The sequence below is a fragment of the Methanosarcina sediminis genome (genome assembly GCF_052056915.1).
GTDB lineage: Archaea > Halobacteriota > Methanosarcinia > Methanosarcinales > Methanosarcinaceae > MTP4.
Genome location: NZ_CP195119.1, coordinates 869,681 through 894,978, shown reverse-complemented (window position 1 = coordinate 894,978; position 25,298 = coordinate 869,681). Strand labels below are relative to the sequence as shown.

Genomic DNA, 25,298 nt, shown 5'->3' with positions numbered 1-25,298 from the left:
GAAAATAAACATTGGGGGAAGAAAATATGGCAAGACAGGATCCTTATAGACAATTCAGGTTCAGGGTTGAAATTGATGGGAAAAACATGGGGGGTTTCAGTGAATGTACATTTGCGGACACTACAACTGATCCTGTAGAGTACAGGGAAGGGGATGAACCACCGGTATTTCGCAAGCTTTCAGGCCTGACCAAATATGGAAATATCACCTTAAAATGGGGAATTACTGATTCCATGGACCTCTATATGTGGAGGCAGCAAATTATAGATTCTGGGGCTGAGAAAGCAAGAAAAAATATGTCCATAATCCTGATTGACGAAGCCGGAAGCGACAAGGCCCGCTGGGATATTGAAAGGGCCTGGCCCAGTAAATATGACCCTGTGGATTTCAGCGCCAAAGGCAATGAAGTTGCAATCGAGACTCTCGAAATCGTGCATGAGGGCTTCAAGAGAGTTTCTTGAATGTTTGGGGGTGAAGTTTTCTGGCTTTTCAAACGGAGTTTGAATTCACTTTACCGAGAGGCTATGTGGATGAAGAGGGAAACCTTCATAAAAAGGGAACTATTCGCCTATCAACAGCTGCCGATGAAATTTTACCGTTAAGGGACCCGAAAGTCCAGGCCAATCCTGCTTACCTGACTGTGATCCTGCTATCAAGGGTCATTACAAAGCTTGGGACTCTGGAAATTATCAACACAAAAACAATAGAGAATTTCTTTGTTTCTGATCTTGCTTATTTGCAGGATTTCTATACAAAAATCAACGAAACTGGAACTACAAGACTAAAAACAGTATGTCCTAACTGCGGACACCAGTTTGAATTTGAGGAAGAGTTCCAGGGGGAATAAGGGGCTACCCCCTCGACCGCCTGCATGAGGAGGTAGCCTTTATCGCCTATCATTTCCACTGGTCTTTTGAAGAAATCATGAATCTGGAACACAGGGATAGGCAGAGATGGTGTGAGGAAATTTCAAGGATTAATCGACGCCTGAGTGGGGAAAAGCAGAGGAGCATTCTTGAGGTCGAATGAATTTTGGGAACGGATAAAGAACAGTAAACTTTCCGTATATTTTAAATGGGGGGAAAATGGTGGGTACCGCAGGGAAACAGGATCCTTTTATGTCCTTTCGGTTCCGGGTAGAAATCGAAGGGATTACTTTTGCCCAGATGTCCGAGGTAACCGGGCTGCAGGCGGAAACCGAGACTGAGACCTATGAAGAAGGAGGGGTTAACGATTTTGTATATAAACTTCCAAAAAGGACAAAATACTCAAACCTCACTCTCAAAAGGGGTATTACGGACTCGGACCAGATATGGAAGTGGTATCAGGACGTGGTAATAGGAAAATTCGAGAGGAGAAACGGATCAATTATTTTGGTGGACTCTTCCGGGAATGACAGGTGGCGCTGGGACTTCAAAGACGCTTATCCCGTAAAATGGACGGGGCCCGATCTCAGGGCCGATAGCAGTACGATAGCCTTTGAAACTGTTGAACTTGCCCATAATGGACTAAGGAAAGGGTGAGCATGCCCCCATTCAATAAATTCCATAAGATTCTCAAGCCCATCGCATTATCCAATACCCGTTTTTATGAAAAAATCCTGGGCAAATACCGTAAAAATAAAGTGATTAATTCCGGGTTTCCTATTTTGTTTCTTTACAAAGGCAGGAACCATGAAGGTTCGCAAAAAATAGATTTCAGTACCCATTGGCTTTTGAATTTACAAAACAGTTTTTTCTGTGTCTTAAAAGGGCTTGAAAAAATAGTGCGGAATCCCACTGACACCGGAAAACGAACATTCATGCTGCAACCCGGAAAAACCGTCCTCAATTTGAAGATCTTGCGGCCGGAGGATACACAGAGAGTGCAAGGTGAAGGCAATGGCAAATGTAAAGGCAAATATTTTCCAGTCAGAAAAAAGTTATTGGATGAGATTACCACAGATTCTCCAATTTCGGTTACGACTATCTATGATGAAGTTGCTGCCAGGATAGAAGAGCGCTCCTTATTAAAAAAATCAACCTCAATATTTTTTCCAGCCCCGGTTTCTTCCTCTTATTTCCAGATGGGAAGTATAAGGCTTCTTAATGAATATAAATTTCTGGGAACAAACGAGAGAAGCTCTATTCAAAACAGTGTTATACTGACAACTGTTCCTAAGGTTTGGATGGGAATTAGCGGCAGAAAAACATCTACTGCTTTTGAAGGAGTTGTCCCCCCAGTTGAATCTGCTATTTCATCAGCTAAAAAGCCTGTTATAGCAGTTGAAAAAACTGTTCCTTCGCTGGAGGAGGCCGGAGGTTCTATAGTTGGATCGTCTTTCCCTGTGCTGGCTACTCCTGTAATTGGTACTGGCGTTCCTGTGGTTAAAGCTGCAGTTCCTGACATTCTTTCAGAGCTTCAAACAGAAGTTTATGGGGTTAAAGTGAAATCAGTTAAAAACGTGCCTAAAGGCGAGTTGTTACTTAAAAAGATGAAACTGTTTAATGCAAATGAAGTTTTTTCCAAAAAAATCAGCAGATACCAGGAGGTCATTAACAGTACTCTGCCCCTTCTCAAAGTGTATCCTGCCTTCGAGAACCATTATAAATCCGATTATAATCCTGCAGAAGGCCCCATATTTTCGGAAGTTTATCCTCCGCTTTCCGGAAAAAATGAGCTGTTCACCTCGACTGCTGAAGATTTTTATTTTTTTAATCCGCAGAAAATAGACCAGGAACTCCAGAAAATTAAAGAAACATTATCCGGACTGGAAAAGTCAGTATCTGAAAAACTGATTAATGCTTCCTTTCCTGAAAAGGCGAGTACAAGGAGTGCTCAGGAAATCAGTATTATTTCGGAATACGTCTATCAGAGCATCGAACGAAGGATCAGGATGGAAAGAGAGATGAGAGGGGTGTAAATGCTGGAAAAAGCTTATCTCACCAGGGTGGACGACCCTGATGTAAAAGTTCCCTGTCTCTTTAACCCAAAGGAATTAACTGTTGAAAAGAGCAACCAGTTTGCCGAAGTGAATATTCCGGGGCTCTCTTCCCCCATATTCCAGTTTGTGAGGGGAAATGCCCGTTCGGTAACCCTGGACCTCTTTTTTGATACCTATGAGGAGGGAACCGATGTTCGCGATTATACCGACAAAATTACCGGTTGGGATGAAGGCGCGATGTTCAGCAGGCTACCTGAAGGAGCTAAAGGATTGATGGACATTGACTCAGATCTCCATGCTCCTCCGATCTGCCTCTTTATATGGGGTACATTTGTTTTTCAGTGCATTATTGATAGAGTAACCAAACGGTACACCATGTTTCTTCCTGAAGGAATTCCAGTCAGGGCGACCCTGAGTGTCACTTTAAAAGAGTACAGGGAGGTGGAAGTTCAGGTAAGGGAACTGGACCTGCATTCGGCAGACCTGACAAAAAGACGGATGCTTACCGAAGGAGATAGTCTCTGGTCCATTGCTGCCGAAGAATATGGAGACTCAACTGACTGGAGATTGATTGCAGAGGCAAATGAAATTGATAACCCTCGAAAGCTGAATCCGGGAAAGGTTATCGAAATCCCGAGAAAGGAGAGATGAAATGTGACGCTGGAGCAACTCTCGGCAGAAAGTTTTGATTTTTATGCGCCAAGGTTTGAAGTCGAGATCCAGAACCAGAAACTAAGGGCGGAGATGGAAAAGGTTATCCTTGAGGTCAAGGTCAGTGAAAAGGTCAATGAGGGCGCGAGTTTTGAATTAACAATCCATGACGAATTTGACCTGGAGTCTCATGAGTACAGGTGGCTTGACCATGAACTTTTCAATGTAGGAAACGACATCACCATAAAAATGGGATACGGGGACAGGTTGCATACCATGATCATGGGAAACGTCACAAGCCTTGAGCCCAGTTTTTTTTCCGGAGATACACCCACGCTGAGGGTTGGGGGTCAGGACCTCTCATATGACTATCTAAAAAGATCATCTCCAGAAAGGGTTTTTGTTGACAAGGCCTACAGTGAGGTCGCCAGAATAATCGCTTCCGATGCCGGGATTCTTTCCATTGTAGACGATACGCGTCTCCGGCAAACCAGCCGTAAAAGGAGTGATGAAACTTATTATGCGTTCCTTAGCAGGCTTGGAAGGGAAGTGGGATATGAATTCAAGATGGACGGCCAAACAATGTACTTTGTCAGGCCCAGGGAAGAGGAGGAAGAAATCCTAACTCTGGAGCTTGGTAAGGACCTCATCAGTTTTGTCCCTGCGATTCGGACCAGCGGCCTGTTAACGGAGGTGGAAGTAAGGGGGTATAACCCCAGGGATCCGAGAACTCCTATTGTTGGGAGAGCACAGGCGGGCAGCGAGAGGAGCCAGAATGCAGGAAGGAGTGCAGGTAGCCAGATCGCGCAAAGACGACATGGAAGTGTGAGAAGGGTCATAACGGATGTAATCGTCAACTCAACGGAGCATGCAAATTCAATTGCTAGGGCTGAACTTGAGAGAGCTAGCGGCACCCTTGTTGAGGGGAGAGTAGAATGCATCGGTATTCCACAGATCCGGACCGGTGTAAACATAAGAATTGAGAAAGTTGGGGCCCGCTTCAGTGATAAGTACTATGTAAAAGAAACAACCCACACGATAAATACCAGCGGGTACAGGACCAGTTTTTTTGTCAGGAGGAACTCTGTATGAGTCTACTGGATGCGCTTGAAAGAGACGAACAAAACATCAGGCCGATTCCAGGGGTTGCTCCAGGTGTTGTTACAAATAACCAAGACCCTGAAAACCTTGGGCGGATCAAGCTCCGCTTTCCCGGGTACTCGGATGAAAATGAGACCGACTGGGTGCACATCGCGACCCTGATGGCAGGCCCGGAGAGAGGGACGTTTTTCCTGCCGGAAGTGGACGACGTGGTCCTTGTAGCCTTTGAGCACGGGGACATCCACCGACCTTATGTAATCGGCGCTCTCTGGAACGGGGCTGATGCCCCTCCTGAAAACAACCAGGATGGGAAAAACAATATCCGAAAAATCCGGTCCCGGAGCGGGCATGAAATCATCTTTAATGATAACGGCTCCGAAAAACAGGAAAAAGTTGAGATCCATACGAATGCCGGGCATAAAATCGTTCTTGACGACTCTGTAGGGCAGGAGAAAATCGAGATTATCGATAAGACCGGGAACAATAAAATCGTTATAGATTCCGTGCAGAATTCCATGAGCCTTGAAAGCGTCATGCAGCTCAAGATAAAAGCCAATGTTGTGGAAATCGAAGGGACCACATCTCTTAAAATGAAGTCCAATGCTGTTTTGACAATCCAGGGCTTGCCGGTAAAAATCAATTGAAAACACATGGAAGATCCGGCAAGATTGAATAAATGGGAGTGTAAGAAAATGCCGCCAGCTGCAAGAGTGGGTGATATGACCAGCCACGGGACGCCCCTGGGACCGGGTCCGGGAAGCCCGAATGTACTGATCGGAGGGATGCCGGCATGGAGGGCAGGAACGGATATGCATGCCTGTCCACTGGTATCACCTGGACCTGTCCCCCATGTAGGTGGTGTCGTTACTGTGGGAAGTACGACAGTGCTGATCAACAACCTTCCAGCCGCCCGGCAGGGAGATATAATTGCTGAGGCCGGACCTCCCAATGCCGTTGCTATGGGGTGTCCGACGGTACAGATTGGTTAATGGTTGATAGAGAGTTACGTGATTTTGGGGGGTTTGGAATTGCCAAAAAATTTTCTTGGCAGCGGGTGGAAGTATCCCGTAAGAGCTGGCATTGAGGGGAAAATTGCCGTTTCAAAATATGAAACCGATATAGAAGAAGCGATCCTGATAATCCTGGGTACGGCTAAAGGGGAACGCGTCATGCGCCCGGATTTCGGGTGTGGGATTCATGATTTTGTTTTTGCGCCCATTAACACGGCCACTCTCAACCTTGTGGAGAATAGTGTCAGGGAAGCCCTTACCCTCTGGGAGCCGAGAATTGAGCTCGTCAATGTAAAAATTTCTACAGAAAATGTTTCCGAGGGAAAACTGTTAGTGAGTATCGATTACCGGGTGAGAAGCACAAACAACCGTTTTAACCTCGTCTATCCGTTTTATATAAAAGAGGGGGTCTGAAGCCGTGGGGACGAAAGCACCGAAAATAGATGAGAGAAAAGCCAGTGAACTGGTAGAACTCCTCCGGGAAATGGCTCCGCATTATACTCCGGAATGGCCGGCTTCTGATGAAAATGATCCCGGGGTAGCTTTACTAAAGATATTTTCGTATATGACAGAAAATGTTACTAATCGTTTCAACCGGGTCCCCCACAAAAACTTTGTTGCTTTTCTGGATATGCTGGGAGTCAAACTCCTGCCTGCCCAGCCTTCAAGAGTCCCGCTTAGCTTTACACTGGCAAAAGGTACCGAAAAAGAGATCCTGATCCCGGCAAGGACTCAGGCTGCAGCGGATAAAACCGAAGAGCACGAAGAACTGCCTTTTGAAACCGAAAAAGACCTGCTGGCAATTCCCAGCCTGTTAAAAAAGGTTGTAAGCGTGGACCCGCGCAAAGGAGACGGTTCCGAAGGAGATGCCATTTACCTGCCGCCCCCCGGTTTTCTGGATGCGGAAAAAAAGGGTGAAACTCCTCTTGAATATAAGATTGTTTCATCTCCACAGGAAGGGGACCCGGACTTTCAACTTGACCATGTGACAGGCCTCAAGGCAGGGGATTTTCTCCGGATAGGAGAAGGGGACAAAAAAGAATACGTAATCATCTCCGGCATTTCCGGAATGATTGTTACTGTCGGGGATAAACTCACATATTCTCACAGTCCTGATACTGATGTAGAAAAGGTAACAAACTTCAAGCTTTTTGAAGGAAAAAACCAGCAGGAACACAGCCTTTATCTCGGACATAAGGACCTTTTCAACGTAAAGAGCCCTGCTCAATTTATCCTCAATGTTAGGCACCGTAACGGAAGTGAGTCGGGAGTCACTTCACTTAAAGGTTCATGGGAATACTGGGGTGAACTCGAAGGAAGGGAAGGATGGCATAAATTTCAAACTATTGACAGGACCTCCGGCTTAAGCACGAGTGGGGAAATTGAGCTTCACAAAATAAGTGAGGGTGAAATCAAAGAAAGAGAAATTAACGGGGTAAAGAGCCGCTGGATTCGCTGCATTCTGGAAGAACCTTTGCCTGTAAACGTTCCTGGTAAATTACCTGTTTTTGACAACATAACACTGGGGGCAAAATCTACAGGGGAAAATCTTCTGCCTGATCAGGTGTTTAATAATGAAGCACCCCTCGATATTTCCAAGCCTTTTCATCCTTTTGGAAAAGAGCCGCGGATTTTTGATAGTTTTGCAATCGGAAGCAAGGACGATTTTTCCAAAAAAGGGGCGAACATCACTATTGATGTTGAGGTTGAGCCAAGAGGAATTACTGGACCACCTGCTGCGATAGAATACAATGGAAAAATAAAAGTTTTTGCCAGAGGGACCTGCGGAAGGCTTGTTGAAGTGGAGATAGACCCCGATGGAAATGGAGAATCCACGTGGCCACCCCATGTTCTTCCTCCAGATACTGAGATGGCTTCCGGTTCTACACCGGCGGTTTTGAAATATTGTCGGAATAAATTGCAAAATATCTCAGTTTTCATAAGGGCCAAAAACGGGCATCTTGTGGAAAGGTTCTACAACGGGAATCAATGGCAGTGGATTGACCATGGAACTCCAAATCCAAAGACTGGGGCTGTTATTGATTTTGACCCAGCTGCGGTGTATGGAGCTAATACAATAGGTTATCAGGTGATATCCGTATTTGTCGTCGGTTCAGACGGCTCACTGTACGAATTTAATCGAAAGCCCGGGATAATGGTCGGGGAGTGGATCGAGCATCCAAAGCCTTTTGATACAGCTATTGACTCATCTCCCCATGCAATTTATTTAGAGGTGACTAATGATTACAGTATCAGGACTATAGTTTTTCTAAAAGGGGAGAATGGGCAATTATACGAACTGGACAGCCAAAAGAATATTGATGAGAAAATAGGCAATTTAGACAATTGGAAAACTGATTACGGATCACCTCCTGACTCCCTCATAACTTCCAAACCTTTTGCGCAGATTTACAAGATAACTAACGATAATTTTACCTCTATGGGTTTTTTTGCAAGGGTTTTTGTGACAGGTTTGGATGAACAATTATGGCTGTATGATACCCATCCTTCAAGAAAAAAATGGGAACCTCTTGGACAGGCAAATGGGGAGGCTGTTGCTGCTGTTCCCACTGGCTGGTCTTACCCTAAGGGTTATTTGGTACCCGATGAAACCGCATTCAAACCAATTTTTATAAGAAGCTCTAAAAATGAGTTGAAGGGGGACCTGTGGGAAGTGGAAATAATAAGGGAAGTGGAAATGATAGGAGAGGAAGAAAGGGATAAATTGAATGTCAAATGGATTGCTCATTCATCTCCTCCTAATTCAAAGCTTCTTCACTCTCCTTTCGTTATTCAGAGATCGGAATCGGGACACGAACCAAAGTATGTTTTTTCAGTAAGTGACCGAAATTCTATTGTAGAGAGGAAAATTGATATGGGGAGCACTGCTGATGTCTGGAACGAATACAAAGACCCAATTGAAACAGCTCTTACTCCCACCTTTTCCTGGGAGTACTGGAACAGTAAGGGATGGATGGTCCTGCAGGAGCTCCGGGACGGGACTTCAAATTTCCTGAAAAGTGGAACAATAACCTTTGATCTGCCGCCGGATATTGAAGAGTCCGAGATTGCCGGCCAGAAAAATTACTGGATACGGGTAAGGCTTGTGGGAGGGGATTACGGCAAAGAGACTTTTGCCATGGCTCTGACGTCAACTCAAGAACTCAAAATGAAAGCATTCTCCACAACACCGTATGTCAAAGAGCCTTTAGTTCAGGTAATCTCCACTAAAGATACAATCCGTCCACCGCTCATAAAAAGCCTGAGTATCAGCTATTCACTTGAGACGGATACCCCTCCTGAAAAATGTCTTGCGTACAACAACCTGGAGTATCTTGACCATTCAAAAGCATGTATTACTGAGGATAAGCATTTTACTCCTTTTGTTAAGCTCGAAGCTGAAGAAAAAACTCTGTACCTGGGTTTTGAAAAACCATTTAAGGGTGGGCCTGTCAGGATCTTCTTTGCAGCCAAGGAACTTCCATTCACAAAAGAAAAAAAACCCAAGATGGAATGGACTTATAGGGGAAAAGACAGCTGGAAAGAGTTGAGTTGTCTTGACGCAACGGAAGCCCTGATCAGAGAAGAACTGCTGGAACTTATCGGGCCTTTTGATTTTGCTATTGATCCCGGATTCGGGGAGGCTCTTTACTGGATAAAGGGTACCCTTGCTAAAGGGGAATATGAAAATACTCCTCTTCTGGATGGGATCTATCCCAATACGACCTGGGGACTGCAGGCTGAAACCATCAAAGATGAAATTACGGGGTCAGGCAATGGGGAAGCTGAGCAGGCTTTTTCGTTGATTAAGTTTCCGGTGCTGGAAAAGCAGGAAATACGTGTTATGGAAGTGCTTTCGGAAGAAGAGAAACAAAAGCTAATTGAGGATTATGGCAGTAACGCGATTTTCCTGGAAAAGGACGAAAAAGGGAATGTAATGGGAACCTGGGTCTTATGGACTGAAGTTGATGACTTTTTCGATTCCGCTCCCGATGACCGGCATTACATCCTGGATCATGCTACGGGAAAGGTCCGATTCGGGGATGGGATCAAAGGCATGGTTCCCCCTGCAGGAGGCAATAATATCAGGGCATTTACATACCAGGCAGGGGGAGGGGAGCAGGGTAACGTGAAAGCCCGGGAGATCAAAACCCTCAAGTCGGCAGTCGGAGGGGTTGATAAGGTTTCAAACCCAATCGTAGCAGACGGGGGAGCTGATACTGCAACTCTTGAACAGATGCTGGAAATCGGACCTGCCATGCTCAGCCATCGAGACCGTGCCGTGAGTGAAGAAGATTTCGAATGGCTTGCCAGGGAGGCTTCGAGGAAAATCGTGAAGGTGAAATGTCTTCCTAATACTTTTCCGGCTGCTGCATCGGATTCCAGTAATTCCAGTAATAAGTACCGGAGGAAAGCAGGCTGCGTAACTCTAATAGTTGTTCCGGATTCAAAAGAAGATAAACCGGTACCTTCTCTGGAACTGCGCACAAAGGTGCAGAAGCACCTTGAAGCCCACTGCGCCAATACCCTTGCTTTTTCTGAAAGCGTTTATGTTTCCGGCCCTTCCTATGTGGAAATCGGGGTCAAGGTAGATATTTTTGTCACTTCCGTGGATGTGGCTTTCAGGGTGGAAAGTGAAGCCAGAAAAAAACTCAAGGCTTTTTTCCACCCGTTGACCGGTGGGTCCCTGGGTGAAGGTTGGGATTTTGGGAGAAACGTTTCCGCTTCTGATATTTACGCTTTGCTGGAAGGTATAGAAGGAGTTGACCACGTGGAGAACCTGGAACTGGTTTCTGACGGGAACATAAACGAAACTACGGATTCGGATCTCGTTGAAATTTATCAGCATTCTCTGGTGGCAAACGGAACTCATACTGTCAACGTAATACTGGTAGGGGGGGATAAATACCGTGAGTCTGCCTATTCCTGAACTGGATGACAAAACATTTGATGAGCTGGTTGATGAGGCCCGCACACTAATAGCACGCTTTGCTCCTGAGTGGACCGACCATAACGCCCACGATCCCGGAATCACCTTCATAGAGCTTTTTGCCTGGCTCGCAGAGATGCAGATCTACCACTTAAACAGGGTGACAGATAAAAATTACAGGAAATTCCTCAAACTTCTCGGGCTTTATCCTTATGAAGCCAGGCCTGCAATAGTGGATATTGGCTTTATGGGAGTGAAGGATGCAGCGTCCGTTGAGGCAGGCACACAGGTTTATTGTAAGAGCGGTCCCGAAAAAATATTTTTTGAAACCCTGGACAGACTCGCTCTTAGCCCGGCAAAAATCAGTTCGGTTATGACCGGCACAGGTGACTCTAAAATCATAGACTATACGCTTGCAAATGAAACCGAAAATATATACTTTGCAGCCTTTGGGGAAAACCCCACGAAAAAATCGGAACTTAAATTAAAAATAGAGTTTGATGGCCCTCCCTCCAATTATGCTTCCCTTCCCGGAAAAGAATTTCAGGTCACTTTTTTCCTCTATGAGAAAGATCTCCCTGTTCCGGGAAACCATGCGGACGAAAAAGAGGATGTAACTCCTTCAGTCGAACTGGAATGGGAATACTCAGATAAGGACGTTCCTGATACCGAAAGCTGGAGCCGGCTAAACTTCAAAAAAGATACGACCCTGGCTCTCACCCGAAGCGGACAGATTAAATTTGTTTTTCCTTCGGATATGAAGGCAGCAAAGATTTTCCAGATCCGCTGCCGCATTAAGGAAGGGCACTATGAGATACCGCCTTTGATCGACAGTATAAAGCTCAACACGGTTTCAGCCGTTCAGATCGAGACAATAAGCGGCAGGGTTCTGGGGACGTCATCCGGGCTTCCTGACCAGAAGCTGTTTCTTGAGAAAAAGCCCGTACTCAGGAAAATTTCTCCTGATTACCCTCTTTTTTGTGCAGCAGAGATCCAGGACCTGGACGGTTTATTGAAGACCATCGAAGCTCAAGCAAAACCAGAGACCCAGGGTCCAGGGAAACTTATCTGGGAACTGCTTGACCAGAGTACCCTAAATACAATCCTGGAATGGAACATAAATCCAGATCCCAATAAAAAAGGCGAAGTTACTGATGCGGTAGTAGCGGCTTTGAATGAGCTTATTGAAGGCAGGAGCCTGTACAGGCCCGGACTGTTCAAGGAAATAACGCTTCCTGCCGGGACGAAGAGGCTGCTTGAGCGTGCAGACATCCTTTCTGATGAGGAAATAAAAGCATTAAACAGGCTTCTGACCGAAATGGCTTTCCCGGGGCAGGTAGAAAGCGGCAGCCTGAGACTTCAGGTCCGGATGGGTCCTGACCAGTGGGAAACATGGGTTGAAGTGGATGATTTTGAATTATCAGGCCCGGAGGACCTCCATTATATGCTGGACCCGGAAAAAGGGGAAATAACCTTTGGGAACGGCTTAAATGGCTATATTCCACCCGAATCCAAAACAATCAGGGCCTCATATAAGACCACGCTGGGAGCCGGAGGAAACATCCCCGGACTGCAGAAGTTTGAAATTGACGGCATGGAATTTAGGGGGATTTCAGGTCCAAATCCTGAAGCGGCAGTCGAGGGGAAGGATGCCGAGTCCACGGGTGATGCAAAAGCCAGGGTAAAAAAGGATTTCAGGGAAATTTACCGGGCTGTTACATCCGGGGATTACGAATACCTGGCACTTCATACGCCCGGGCTCAGGGTGCGCAGGGCAAAAGCAATTCCTAATTACGATCCTGATTACCCGTGTATTGATATTCCGGGGCATGTGACCGTCGTGGTTGTGCCTCATACAAGAGAAAATACTGAAGGTGAAGTCGATACCCGGGCTCCTGAAGAAGCCTTTACAGAGACTGTTTTAAGGCACCTGGAAAAACACCGCCTGATTACAACCGATGTGCATGTCATCCCTCCGGAGTATATAAAAATTTCAATAAGGTGCAGGGTCCGCTTAATGAAGAAAAGCAGTCCTGACGAGGTAAAGAAAAGAGTTAAGGATAAACTCGGGGCTTTTTTGAATCCTTTGAAAGGGGGCCCGGACGGGAATGGCTGGCCTTTCGGGCGCACCGTTTTCCTTTCCGAAATATACCAGAAAATCGATAATGTAGAGGGGGTAGATTATGCAACTGATGTCTTTATCCGTGAGAACGAAAAGGAATACCGGAAGGAACCGATCGGCATCCCCAGGTTCGGGCTGGTATTTTTCGGAGGATGCGATATAGAATTCGTATGAAGAGGGGGGAGCATGGCAGAACAGGAACTTAAATCCCAGGTTTTTCAGACCCTGGGCCAGTGGGAAAGAGGAGGACTCCTTTACCGCTTGAAAACGCCGGAAGACGGAGGTATCTCGCTTTATTCCGTGCCCTCCTTCAGCCGGTGGATTCTGGCAGGGGACGGTATAAAGAGCCCTGTATACCTGGCTGTAGATGACTGTGGCCAGTTTTATCTCATAGATAAGGAAACAGAACGTAAGGAAATAGAAAGTAAGAAAATAGAAAGTAAGGAAATAGAAAGTAAGAAAATAGAAAGTAAGGAAATAGAAAGTAAGAAAATAGAAAGTAAGGAAATAGAAAGTAAGGAAATAGAACAAGAGAAAAATAAAGAAAAGGAATACTACCGAATTTACCGCTACGACCCTGAAATCGAAAGGTTGGAGCCTATCCCGTGTTCAGGAAGCTCTGAAGTTAAACATCCGAGGTTTAAAAACCCTAAAAAAATAGTTGTCGATAGGTTTACTTTGTGGGTTTTTGACGCTGGAAACCGGGATACTGGGGCAAGGATTACAGCTTTTTCAAGGGAGAACTACCAGATCAAATATATCCTTGAAGATTTTACAGCCCCGATTGACATCTCACTGGGGGAAGGGGGCTGTCTTTATGTTCTCGACAAAAAAGGTGAGCAAACTTTTGAAATCCACAAGTATGACGTTTACGGCAATCTTTGCAGCAATAAAATCATTAATGGAGAAACTCCCGATAAATCCTGTTTAAAAGACCCTGCCGGCTTTGCAGCAGGCAAAGAGAATATCCTGTTTTTTATTGATAAAGAGTGTAATGGGTTTTTCAAGTGTACGGATCTGGGAGAATATTCCGGAATTGTGGGAAATTTCAGTAAAGTTTTTCCTGATATAAATGGGCCCGGCGAGTTTAACTTTTCCAGCATTTTCATCGACATACATGGAAATATATTTGTTATTTTTGCCGTCGACTCCGAAACATCTATCCATCAGTTTGACCCTGACGGAAGTTATATCGGGAAAATTCCCGTTCCGGGTTTTGCAGGCAGGATATATGGAATAACCGTTGACCGGCGCGGCAGGCTCTATGCGTGTACCGATAAAGGAATCGCCCGGTTCGATGTCGAACAGAGATTCACCAAACAAGAAGGGGTTTACTATTCCAGAACCCTTGATAGCGGAATCCAGAACTGCCAGTGGCACAGGCTGTTCCTGGATGCAAAACTGCCTCCTGGAACCTTATTAAAAGTATGTTATAACTCTTCTGATGATCCCAAGCTAAAAGAAGAAGTCGAAAAGATTCTCAAAGCCCAGACTGATTCGATACAGAGTAAAGCAGAGAAGATAGAAGATACCATAAAAAACTGGACCGAATCCGAAAAGAACCCGAAAGACATGCTTTTCAGGGGAAAAACTGGCCGCTATCTCTGGCTGAAACTGGTCCTATCAACGTTTGAGGAAAATTCTGCACCTGCCATCTCCAGGATGAGGGTTTACTATCCGCGCATTTCATATCTGCGTTATCTTCCGGCCATATATCAGGAAGACCCAGTCAGCAGGGACTTTCTCGAAAGGTTCCTGTCCCTTTTTGAAAGCGTGTTTTACGGGCTTGAGACCGATATTTCGGAAATGTTCAAACTTTTTGATCCGGAAACGGTGCCCCCTAAATTCCTGGCCTGGCTGGCTTCGTGGCTGAACCTGTCCATGGAAGAGGGCTGGCCTGAGGACAAAAAGCGCTATTTTATTCGGAGAGCTGTCCAGCTTTACAAACTCAAAGGCACGAAAGCCGGAATCGAGGAACTGGTCAGGATATACACCGGGAAAAAGCCCCTGATCCTGGAAGATTCAAAAATCGGAAAACCAATGGTCTTGAGCCGAAAAGAGGTTTCCGGTAGGAGCCAAAAAGAGGCTTTCAGGCTGGGGTTCAACACTGTCCTTCAGAGGACTCCTGTTAGGGGCTTTCGGCTCGGGGACGACTCTATCCTGGGAAAAACTGCTCTTCGTGACGTCACACAAGCCCCGGATGATCCGTTTTTGCAGACCGCTTATCGTTTCACAGTTATCCTGGACATGTCTCTTGAAGAATTTAACCGCTATGAAAAAGGACTGAGACAGGTACTGGATGAAGAAAAACCTGCCCACACGGAGTATACGCTCCGTACCGGAGGAGGGATGAATGCAGGCATGGGTATGTATGTTGGCATGAACACGAAGTTGTCCGATTATACACCTATCACGCTCGGTGATCCTGCTCAGGCCGGCTCCGGGACTGCAATCGGGTACGGCTTTGTTGTAAAAGCCAAAGATAAGGACGGTAGAATTGAGAAGGGCGGTAGAATTGAGCTTTACTCAAGATTAGGGAAGGATGTGGAACTGATTTAATACTCTAAATGACGGGGGTTAATTATGGAACATGAGGAGGAACAAGAGGAAAAAAAAATACGTGGGGGAGCGTGTGAATTTCCCTATTTCGAGAGGAACAATTACTATCATGGGAAGTTTATGACAGTTCGGGACTTTTTTGCCGAGCAGTGCTACTTCAACCAGAAGCGCTGGCTGATCAACAGGATGGTTAACGGCTGGGGAGTGGTCTGCGGCCTGGATGTAAAAAAGCATCCTGAAAATGAAATGTGCGTGATAGTAACCCCAGGCCTGGCTATTGACTGCCTGGGCAGGGAAATTCTTGTTTGTGAAAAGCAGAACGTCTATTTAAAACCGGAAGAGCCTGAATGTCCCAAAGAAGAAACAAACCCGGATGAAACGCTTGTGATTTGCCTTGAGTACGAGGAGTGTAAGACGGAAGCTACAAGCCTTCATTCTCAGGGAAACTGCGACCTGAAGGAGAGGTGTGAGTTCAACCGAATTAGGGACAGTTTTTGTATCTGCGTTCGACGCAAGGCAGATGTTTGTATTGATGATTCATATGAAAGAATCTGCCCTCTTGATTCTGTAAAATCAAGTAAAATAGAGACCTATCGGACTTTCCACGAAATTATGCATGAAGACTTAAAGGCTGGATGCTTTGGATGCCCCTACTGCTCGGAAATGAATGAAAAACTCTGTCTGGTTCTTGCAGAAATCCCTGTTGAGAAAGGTGAACCGGAAATCAATAAAATAGATACTTCAAAGAGAAAACTGGTCTACAGGAATCCATTACTGTATGATCTGACGGATTGTTTTCATGGGGATTTGCCCCACGTATTCAAAATAAACTGGCAACATGGGAAAGAATGGAAGAATTGGGTGCAGCGGGAAAATGAAAGTGTCAAGGTTAGACCTCTACATTTATCTTTCGACCTTCTAATGGATAAAAAGACTATAAATGAAAATACACTTTTACTTATTACTGAAATTATGGATGAAGCAACCGGAAATTATAGGTATGAAAGAGTTCCGGGTAAAATAACCTATGATCCGATGAAATCTGTTGCAAGCTTTGAGGTTGAACCCGAATGGATAAATGATACCTATCGTGGTCATTCCAGAATTCGTATGGAAGGGGGCAAGTTCATTGTCATCTTGAAGGGAGATTTCATGTTAAGCGACATGGGAGGGGGGAAAAGAGTAAGAGCCCTGGATGGAAACTTCATAAGGGGGAAATTACCCTCGGGGAACGGGACGGAAGGAAGCGATTTCTTTAGTTGGTTTACTGTACCTCCAAAACCATAATAAAAACGAGAGGATGGAAATAAGTAAAAGAAGTACGGACCAAAGCAAAAGAAGATAATAAATTTTGTATGTACGAGGGGGGAATGCGGAAATGGATACGAATGAATCGAAGGGAAAATGGTGTGATTATAACAATTTCAAAAGAGTCCGGTATTTCCATGGGATGTTGATGAGTGATCGGGACTTTACCGAGGAACAGATCTACCACATTGAAAAGAGAAAACTCCTTAATAAAATGCTTCACGGCTGGGGTATTGTTTGTGGTTTTGATCTCAAGGCAGCAAGTCCGGAATCTTCCGAAATAATAATAACTCCCGGAATGGCCCTGGACTGTAAGGGCAATGAAATCTATCTTGACCGAGAGTTAAAAATCAACCTCGAAGAGGAAACCTACTGCACCGGGGATACATCCCGGTCAGATGATCCATGTGCTTAGCAGCAGGCCAATTCAGCGAATAAGTACTATATTGGGATAAAGTTTGATAAGATTCGCACCAACCCGGAGTATGTATATTCTCCTGCTGGAGGGAGTTGTGAAGAAAAAGCTTGCGAATATTCCAGAACCACAGAGGGCATATGTGTAAAAATTTTCAAAAATGATCCTCCTCAACAGCCTGAACCTTACGGTCTGGACATAAACGAACTCAGGCTACTTCTCTCTGCGCTGGAAACAGAAGAATGCGCAGAACAAAAACCACTTTCAAACTTCCTTAACAAATATCTCCTGGAATGCCCGAAATGCTGTATGGAAGACCATTACATAATCCTGGGCTGCATTGACCTTTCGGGAGATAAAGACAGCATTTCAAAGATCCGGAATGACAATATAAACATAGATAATGGAAGGCGCTACGCCGCAGGCAAGCAGACCTTAAAAGCCCTGCTTGACCTGGTTTCTCACGAAAACTACATCAGTACATGGCTGGTTCTGGGACCTATATACAAGGAAGGAGAGGCTCACAAGGTTGAGGAAATTATTACAGAAATCGATAAGATACAAGATTTTAAACCTGATGAGATTACTACGAACACCAATAATTTTCCTTCTCAGGACGTTAAGGTTACATACAAAAGTGATCTATTTAAAACCGGTAACATATACCCTGATTATTACTGGAAAATCAGATGTTTTTTCGGCATGGATTGGAGGAATATTCATGACATTGAGGATAACATTCACATGCATCTGGGAGGTAACTTTGCTGACCCCTTCAATCCAGAAAAATCTGAAAACTTCATAGGCAAACATCATGCTCTGGCTTTTTTCCTTACATGCATATATTCTCCTGATCAAAGGCGTACAAAACTCTATGTGAGAAGTGATGATTCCATAAGGGTCTGGTTGAATGGAGAGGAGATTGAGAGTTTAAAATATGTGGGTGGGAGGGATATAGTAGATTATCGAAAAGAATCCTGCGGAACGATTACACTCTGTAAGGGTTATAACATTCTTATGGCGGCAGTCGCAGAAAGTGAGGTGGAATGGGGTTTCTCAGCAAGAATTGAAGATGACAGAGGTTTAAGATTTACTGTAATTCCTAAAAAGGGGAAATAATGTCTTTGCAGAAAGGCTTTCTAATCCACGAAACTGGAACTTGATCACCAGTATTTCAGAACCCTCTGTTAGTTAAGCTAACAGCCTACCAGGAAGAGAAAAGTTAGCTTGAAATCTGGACTTTGTCATTGGTTGTGCTGTCTTTACCTCTATTTCGCACAAGCCTGTCAAAGAAACAGGATCTCTACAAAGCAGATTTAATTTCAAGACCTGTTTTTGCATCTTTCTATATGAAATAAAAGGGGGTATTATGCAGGTAAAAGAATACGAAACAAAGACTACAAACCCAAAAACTAAAGAACCGCCATCAGTTTCCCACCCTCCAACCAGGGAACAACTGAACTCCATGACCACCGACGAACTGGTAAGGATGCTGCTGAGCCCTGAACTGGCCCTGCCTGCAAACGCGCCTGTCCGCCAGCAAATAATCATAATTCTACAGGAACGGGAAGGGAATGCTTTTGTTGAGCGGCTGCTCGGGGGAAAGACCAGCAGCGGAAAATAACCGTAATTGCTTCTCCAATAAGGGCAGGGATTAAATGAACTCATCAGATGAAAGTTTAGCTGATATACTTTTAAAAGTCCATAAAAATGTCTCCTCCGGACTTCTCTACGCCCACAACCGCATCAATGATAATACATCAAAAACTCTGGAGTCGACTTCCTTTCTTTACGCCCTTATCGAACTTCTCAACGAGAAAGGGATTCTTACAATAGAAGAGCTTGATGAACGGAAAAAGCAGGTTGCAGAAAGGCTTGTAAAAAGATTCGTTGACAGCGGGATCGGGCTCATGTACCAGGACCCTGAATACGACAAGTACGCTTTTGATCAGGAAGCAGATGTCGATTGCGAGAGCAGGCTGGACACATGCAAAGCCGTATGCTGCAAATTGCCGTTCGCACTGTCAAAGCAGGATGTGGAAGAGGGGATCATCCGCTGGGAGTTTGGCCGCCCCTATCTGATCGCTCACGGTGATGACGGTTACTGTGTTCACCTGGACCGGAAAACCTACAAGTGCACAGTTCGGGATCACCGAACCGTACCATGCAGGGGTTTTGACTGCAGGAATAATAAAACCTGGCATGTCTGGGACGATTATGAGAAGAAGATTCTCAATTCTGAACTGGAAGAACGGATTGACAGGGATAACATTAAAATCTACTCTTCCTGCGTTTCGAATAAATCCAAAGATTAATTTACGGTTATTTTTGCCAGGATAGGTAATGAACAGTTACTTTGGCTGTGTTCTAATAGATTTCAGAGTCCATTTTTTTGTCTACGGTTTTTAGCAGTTGATGTTTACCAAGCCTGGAATTAAAATGATTCTAAAATAGGTTCTAAACCAATTTCTATTTTCAGCATACTATTATAAAGTGTCTTATGGGGACGACTAAATGGCTGAAAGAGCTGTTGCAACTGCCAAAGCACAAGAATCGAAGCAAACATGCTCGAATTCTTGCAAGCAAAATATCGGCTTTAATTCTTCAGGATCTCCTGCTGACATGATACTGCAACTTCAGAGAACTGCAGGCAATCATGCAGTCCAGAGGCTGATCAAATCAGGAGCCTTGCAGGCCAAACTCAAAATTGGTCAGCCCAACGATATCTATGAGCAGGAAGCTGATCGGGTGGCTGAGCAGGTAATTCAGCAGAAGCAGGTATTGCAGAAACAGGTAAATCAGAAGCATATAGTGCAACAAAAGCCAGCAATGCGACAAAAAAAGAATAAAAATGTTGAAAATAAAATGAAAACACATACCATTTTTTCTCCTCTTACGACTACTAACTCGGACAACGTTATCCAAAGAAATTCAGGCGTTTGTTCGGTTAGAAACATTGATGAGTGCTCTGATGAGGATTTACTTACGGCAATTTGCATAGGGGAAGCAGGTAATATACGTGACAGAGATGGTAAAAAAGGTGTTGTGCATGTTGTTACAAATAGACTTGCAGATTCTGCTTTTCCTGCTACTATAAGAGGTGTTGTTTCAGCATCAGGACAATTTGGCGGATTAAACCAGGGGATAAGGAGGTTAAATAATCCCGCTTATTTGGAGTGTCGGGGCATTGCTCGAGAGGTTTTCAATAATCCGCATGATGACCCAACGTTAGGAGCACTGTGGTTTAATCAAAGTTGTTCAAAGCCCTGTTATCAGTATTGTACCACATATCTTGGGGACGGCAGTTCACCAGCACACTATTTTGCTAGAAGGGCAACAAGAGAAGAAAGAAGTAACTGCAGAGATAGAAGGAGATGGCCTTGCTGTCATTATCCAAGGACAAGGATATCTCATATACGATTTACAGAAAGAGAGGTAGAACCTATATTAGGGCAGCCAAGAGCAGAAGAAGTGCTTCGCAAGCAGCCGGAAGAAAAAGAGGAACTTCTCCAAACCAAAGAAATATCGGGGCAGAATTCTGAAACCACACCAGATCTCGAATCTCGTATCAATGCCGTCAGAGGTGGCGGCCGCCCTCTTCCTGAATCGGAACGTGCTTTCTATGAGCCGCGTTTTGGTTATGACTTCAGCGGAGTGAGGGTGCACACGGATGCGAAGGCGGCTGAGTCGGCGAGGGCGGTGAATGCGCGGGCTTTTACGGTGGGGATGGACGTGGCTTTTGGAGAGGGGCAGTATGCGCCGGGAACAGGTGATGGGCAGAGGCTGATAGCGCATGAGCTGACGCATGTAGTACAACAGACCGGATATTATCAGGGATCTCAATATCGTCTTCAACCTGCTAAGGCAATTGGTTGGAAGCAAAATGATTCCAAATATGAAACTGAAGATGCGCTTTTTTATGTCAAACTCGCCCTCGCCTCGGCTGCAATGGCCCTTAATAACGATAGTTTTCAGGCAAGCCAGAAAAAAAAGATCGTGGCTTTGGCTAAGAAACTGAATAAAGCGCTAAACCAGCTTCAAAAGACAAGTGGTGATGATGGTAGAACGGTGCTGGATCTTAATCCAGTAAAGAATGAGATTGTCCCGGGCGATTCCAATAAAGGCGTTGAAGAGCTTTTTATGGGGATTACCCCTCGCGGACACTCGGCTTTGCGGACCGAAGATAGGACTTCCAAGAAGACTGCGATTTTGCAGACAAAGGTTCTGCCAGGTAGCTTAAGAATTACTCCGCTTCCCCAGCTTAGCATACAGAGGGTGTGTGATCCAGTGATTTGTCCTGCCATCATCATCCTCGCAGGACTGTTATTCTCTGGCTGTAGTAAAAGTAGCTCCAAATCTTGTCCAAAGGACAAAAGGATATCCAAGTCCGTTCATGTATTTGAATTAGCTGGCCGAGCCTTAGATCCGAAAACTGAAATGGGAGCTGCGGTCAAGATCTGGTTGGATGTAGCGGGAATTCTCCTTGAAGCACATTATCACAAGCCTTTCGATGAAGTTACGACGCGGTCCCTAATAGGCTTAGAGTCAAGTGAGAAGAAACTGACCGTAGAACATTTAGAACTTGATTATATAACAGACCGCGGGGGTACGATTGAGATGAAAAAACTCAGAATGCTGCGCGAGGGTGATATATCAATCTTCTTTCTGCCCAAGCTGGGCTACTTATTCGAAAGTGCGGTGGACCCCTATACACGTTTAAATATCGCATATATTGGGAAGCGGTCTCGATATTGCCCAGATACAGGACACGCACTTGCACACGAAATCGGTCATTTATTAGTTGGCGTTGGCCACGATTGGGACAGTCCCCTATTACGACCTAGTAAAAAGTGCGAGCCAAAGTTAACAGATCTCGAATGTCGTATGGCGCGAGGTGATTCAAGTGCATGGGGGGAATTTTTTCGACAAGGAGGGAAACTTTGACCTTGGATATGTCCACAAACCTGTTGCCGTAAGTATCAATTAATATCCATTTCTACTGCATTTGATTTTTGCGCCTGCTGGGAAAGGGTATTGAAATGAAATTATAAAATGGAAACTTAACAGAAAACCTTTCGACGATTCATAAAGACTTTTCTTCAGGTTTACTCTACACTCACAGCTGCATCAATGCCAACACATCAAAAACTCTGGAGTCGACTTCCTTTCTTTACGCCCTTATCGAACTTCTCAACGAGAAAGGGATTCTTACAATAGAAGAGCTTGATGAACGAAAAAAGCAGGTTGCAGAAAGGCTTGTCAAAAGATTCGTTGACAGCGGGATCGGGCTAATGTATCAGGACCCTGAATACGACAAGTACGCTTTTGACCAGGAAGCGGATGTCGATTGCGAGAGCAGGCTGGATACATGCAAAGCCGTATGCTGCAAATTGCCGTTCGCACTGTCAAAGCAGGATGTGGAAGAGGGGATCATCCGCTGGGAGTTTGGCCGCCCCTACCTGATCGCTCACGGTGATGACGGTTACTGTGTTCACCTTGACCGGAAGACCTACAAGTGCACAGTTCGGGATCACCGAACCGTACCATGCAGGGGTTTTGACTGCAGGAATAATAAAACCTGGCATGTCTGGGACGATTATGAGAAGAAGATTCTCAATCCTGAATTGGAGAAAAGGATTGATAGGGATAACATTAAAATCTACTCTTCCTGTGTTTCGAATAAATCATAAAGATTCATTTACGGTTATTTTTGCCAGGATAGGTAATGAACAGTTACTTTGGCTGCGTTCTAATAGATTTCAGAGTCCGTTTTTTGTCTACGGTTTTTAGCAGTTGAGATCTACTAAACCTGAAATCAAAGTGATTCAAAAAGGTCTCAAGTGGATTTCTAATTTCAGCATATACTATGATAAAGTGTCTCATATGGAGATGACTAAATGGCTGAAAGAGCTGTTGCAACTTCCAAAGCACAAGAATCGAAGCAGAAATGCTCGAATTCTTGCAAGCAAAATGTCGGCTTCAATTCTTCAGGATCTCCTGCTGACATGATACTGCAACTTCAGAGAACTGCAGGCAATCAGGCAGTTCAGAGGCTGGTCAAATCAGGAGTTTTGCAGGCTAAGCTCAAAATCGGTCAGAATAATGACGTATACGAACAGGAAGCTGACCGAACTGCAAATGAGGTGATGGGTCGTCTGGACAATGTACAACCCAGCGATCAGGAAGCAATACAAGCTCCTGCAGTGAGTATGGCTGGGCTAGGTGCAGGAAAACCAATATCTACCTATCTTCGTCGCCGTTTTGAGAGTGCATTTGGATCGGAATTCTCAGGGGTGCGGTTACACACTGGGCCAGCCGCAGCCGCCGCTTCGGCTCGACTGGGCGCTCGCGCATTCACCCATGGCCGTAATATCGTCTTCGGTGATACAATATCCAATCCTGAATCAAGTGAACACCACTGGCTGCTTGCGCACGAGCTGACACATGTCGTCCAGCAAGGTATGAGTGCTGGTGTATCCGCATCGCCTATTTTTTCGTCGTTGTCCCGGGCGTCGTCAGAGAGTATACAGACGGTACCCCAAGTGACCAACGTGGTGACCTCAGCAAATGAGCTAGGTGTTGGCGGTGTTGATATTACTGCAACCGCAACTGTTGCTGGAGCCGGCACTCGCCTGACATGGAGAATCAACCCTGGTGGTGCCGTTCCAGCAGGGGTGTCAGTAATTGGCACAGGTCGTCGTGTGCGCATCCATGCTGCACAACCGGGAGCTGGAGTTGTCATCGGTGGCATTCCCATTATCATTCGTGCCGAGGAGACTGGTAGCGCACCACTCGATTTTTTCGATTCACCGCCTGTCATGCTAGTGCAGGTGGTGAGAGCAATCTATACGAATAACCCTGCGCTGGCGAATGTTCCATCTTTGGGTCCAGGTAACTTCCCGCCAAATACAGCCGAACCTAATCGTGACGGAATCGCAGGCAACACCGCAGTGATCAACGCGGTTACGGCGCCGGCAGGTCGGCCTATCACCGTTGCCTTCCGCAGATCGTTAGGTGCGACCCTGGCTGGCAACGTAATAACTCCAGGAGCTCGAACAGGGAACATAGACCTTCGCATTACTGACACTGCCACACGTGCTCGGCTCAATGAGATCATTCCCTCTACAGTAAATCCACCCGTGCCGATGGCAACGATGGTTGTGAACGCAGTTCCCACGCGGGTGAGGGCGCTTCTCGGTGCTGGTGCACTCGGCCCCTATGGAGTGCTCAACACGATTAACTTCGCTTCATCAGATCCGCTACATCCACCACTCACGCGCATCGTCGGTGAACTTATTACTGGGTTACGCGACGACTTCAATATCGCACCTCCAAACGGCGCCTTCAACCCTGCATTCCTTTTAGCGCTCGCTGTTCCCGCTAACATATGGAACGACCAGCTCATTACACCCGCTGGGGTTCTCAATGTCGCGGATGGTCGACCCGCGATTGATGTAAACCGGTTCGTCGGACCGGGTGTCCCGCATTTGCCACGTCGGTTGATCTACCAACAGCAGTTCCAGTATTCCTCATGGCAGGGTGGTGGTGCCGTTGTCAGCAATACAATCGCTAGTGGGCAGCATATTCGCTCACTGATCGGCTCCCCGGGTGCCTTCCGGTTCAGGACTGAGCATCGCTTCGGAGCTGTCGCTGCCCCACCGCGCATCGAGCCTTACGTCGGTAGCCCGCTCATCATTCTCTCAAATATCACCGCCACGCCTACTGCAGCCGGGGCCACCGGTCTCGCTGCGGATAACGTTGCTACAGCCAACCTTGCGGTAAACTCGAACGTGCCGGGTCGCACTGTAAACTGGAACATCCTCACGGGGGACATAGGCATCACTGCAGGCAACCCGGCTGTACTGCCGGCGACAGCGACGCTACGGGCGGGTAATCGCACAGGCAACTTCCGCGTGCGAGTCGCCGACTCGATCTTCCCCAACCGTCGTGTCGACGGGAGCGTCCGGGTCGTGCCTGTACGGCTGCGTAACTTGCGTGCTGTGCCAAACCGTGTTCCTGCAGGCACTTTAACAAGCACTAGTAGCATAAATGCCGAACCAGGTGGCCGCACTTTGAATTGGACTGTAGATCCAGCGGCTGCTGCCGCTGGCGTAACAGTTGTACCTGCTAGTACCGGTCCGGGGCTAGCAATGAACGTTACAGTCTCCCGTCCTGGAGGGTTCACTGGCCAAGTCACCGTCACAGCTACAGATGCTGTGTTACCTGCAAGGACAGAAAATGTGAGGATACGATTCCTATGAATACACACATACCCGAAA

General features: G+C 45.9%; 21 protein-coding genes. All 21 read left to right on the top strand.

What is annotated here, in order from left to right:
• The first annotated feature begins 26 nt into the window (after positions 1-26).
• Positions 27-461 (top strand): phage tail protein, encoded by a 435-nt coding sequence (locus ACSAZK_RS03735; protein ID WP_440956073.1) that lies wholly within the window; start codon positions 27-29, stop codon positions 459-461.
• A 65-nt stretch (positions 462-526) separates the two neighbouring features.
• Positions 527-847 (top strand): phage tail assembly protein, encoded by a 321-nt coding sequence (locus ACSAZK_RS03730; protein WP_440956072.1) that lies wholly within the window; start codon positions 527-529, stop codon positions 845-847.
• Entirely contained in the window at positions 844-1,029 is a 186-nt protein-coding gene (locus ACSAZK_RS03725; protein WP_440957096.1) for a DUF6760 family protein, read from the top strand. Before ACSAZK_RS03730 ends, ACSAZK_RS03725 begins: the two co-directional genes overlap by 4 nt.
• Before the next feature lie 56 nt (positions 1,030-1,085).
• Positions 1,086-1,523: a phage tail protein gene (locus ACSAZK_RS03720; RefSeq protein WP_440956071.1), complete on the top strand. Its 438-nt coding sequence runs from the start codon at positions 1,086-1,088 to the stop codon at positions 1,521-1,523.
• 2 nt (positions 1,524-1,525) lie between these two features.
• Positions 1,526-2,902, top strand: coding sequence for a hypothetical protein (locus ACSAZK_RS03715; protein WP_440956070.1), 1,377 nt, complete (start codon positions 1,526-1,528; stop codon positions 2,900-2,902).
• Entirely contained in the window at positions 2,903-3,574 is a 672-nt protein-coding gene (locus ACSAZK_RS03710) for a CIS tube protein (protein ID WP_440956069.1), read from the top strand.
• A 3-nt stretch (positions 3,575-3,577) separates the two neighbouring features.
• The gene (locus tag ACSAZK_RS03705; RefSeq protein WP_440956068.1) at positions 3,578-4,666 is read left to right on the top strand and encodes a phage late control D family protein; all 1,089 of its coding nucleotides are present in this window, start codon (positions 3,578-3,580) and stop codon (positions 4,664-4,666) included.
• Positions 4,663-5,319 (top strand): phage baseplate assembly protein V, encoded by a 657-nt coding sequence (locus tag ACSAZK_RS03700; protein ID WP_440956067.1) that lies wholly within the window; start codon positions 4,663-4,665, stop codon positions 5,317-5,319. Before ACSAZK_RS03705 ends, ACSAZK_RS03700 begins: the two co-directional genes overlap by 4 nt.
• Before the next feature lie 48 nt (positions 5,320-5,367).
• Positions 5,368-5,664 carry a PAAR domain-containing protein gene (locus ACSAZK_RS03695; protein WP_440956066.1) on the top strand — a complete coding sequence of 99 codons (297 nt, stop codon included), beginning with the start codon at positions 5,368-5,370 and terminating at the stop codon, positions 5,662-5,664.
• A gap of 39 nt (positions 5,665-5,703) precedes the next feature.
• The gene (locus ACSAZK_RS03690) at positions 5,704-6,099 is read left to right on the top strand and encodes a GPW/gp25 family protein (protein ID WP_440956065.1); all 396 of its coding nucleotides are present in this window, start codon (positions 5,704-5,706) and stop codon (positions 6,097-6,099) included.
• A 4-nt stretch (positions 6,100-6,103) separates the two neighbouring features.
• The gene (locus tag ACSAZK_RS03685) at positions 6,104-10,615 is read left to right on the top strand and encodes a putative baseplate assembly protein (protein WP_440956064.1); all 4,512 of its coding nucleotides are present in this window, start codon (positions 6,104-6,106) and stop codon (positions 10,613-10,615) included.
• Positions 10,596-12,911 carry a putative baseplate assembly protein gene (locus ACSAZK_RS03680; protein WP_440956063.1) on the top strand — a complete coding sequence of 772 codons (2,316 nt, stop codon included), beginning with the start codon at positions 10,596-10,598 and terminating at the stop codon, positions 12,909-12,911. The genes ACSAZK_RS03685 and ACSAZK_RS03680 overlap by 20 nt, the downstream gene beginning before the upstream one ends.
• Positions 12,912-12,923: 12 nt before the next feature.
• Positions 12,924-15,296 (top strand): phage tail protein, encoded by a 2,373-nt coding sequence (locus ACSAZK_RS03675; RefSeq protein ID WP_440956062.1) that lies wholly within the window; start codon positions 12,924-12,926, stop codon positions 15,294-15,296.
• A 24-nt stretch (positions 15,297-15,320) separates the two neighbouring features.
• The gene (locus ACSAZK_RS03670; protein ID WP_440956061.1) at positions 15,321-16,583 is read left to right on the top strand and encodes a hypothetical protein; all 1,263 of its coding nucleotides are present in this window, start codon (positions 15,321-15,323) and stop codon (positions 16,581-16,583) included.
• 91 nt (positions 16,584-16,674) lie between these two features.
• Positions 16,675-17,019: a hypothetical protein gene (locus ACSAZK_RS03665; RefSeq protein WP_440956060.1), complete on the top strand. Its 345-nt coding sequence runs from the start codon at positions 16,675-16,677 to the stop codon at positions 17,017-17,019.
• A gap of 309 nt (positions 17,020-17,328) precedes the next feature.
• The gene (locus ACSAZK_RS03660) at positions 17,329-18,138 is read left to right on the top strand and encodes a hypothetical protein (RefSeq protein ID WP_440956059.1); all 810 of its coding nucleotides are present in this window, start codon (positions 17,329-17,331) and stop codon (positions 18,136-18,138) included.
• Between the two features lie 250 nt (positions 18,139-18,388).
• The gene (locus tag ACSAZK_RS03655; protein ID WP_440956058.1) at positions 18,389-18,643 is read left to right on the top strand and encodes a hypothetical protein; all 255 of its coding nucleotides are present in this window, start codon (positions 18,389-18,391) and stop codon (positions 18,641-18,643) included.
• A 34-nt stretch (positions 18,644-18,677) separates the two neighbouring features.
• Complete coding sequence (locus ACSAZK_RS03650; protein ID WP_440956057.1) at positions 18,678-19,334, top strand: YkgJ family cysteine cluster protein; 657 nt, start codon at positions 18,678-18,680, stop codon at positions 19,332-19,334.
• Positions 19,335-19,533: 199 nt separating this feature from the next.
• Entirely contained in the window at positions 19,534-21,963 is a 2,430-nt protein-coding gene (locus tag ACSAZK_RS03645; protein WP_440956056.1) for an eCIS core domain-containing protein, read from the top strand.
• A 347-nt stretch (positions 21,964-22,310) separates the two neighbouring features.
• Positions 22,311-22,709: a YkgJ family cysteine cluster protein gene (locus tag ACSAZK_RS03640; protein WP_440956055.1), complete on the top strand. Its 399-nt coding sequence runs from the start codon at positions 22,311-22,313 to the stop codon at positions 22,707-22,709.
• Positions 22,710-22,916: 207 nt separating this feature from the next.
• Complete coding sequence (locus ACSAZK_RS03635) at positions 22,917-25,280, top strand: eCIS core domain-containing protein (RefSeq protein WP_440956054.1); 2,364 nt, start codon at positions 22,917-22,919, stop codon at positions 25,278-25,280.
• Positions 25,281-25,298 lie beyond the last annotated feature (18 nt).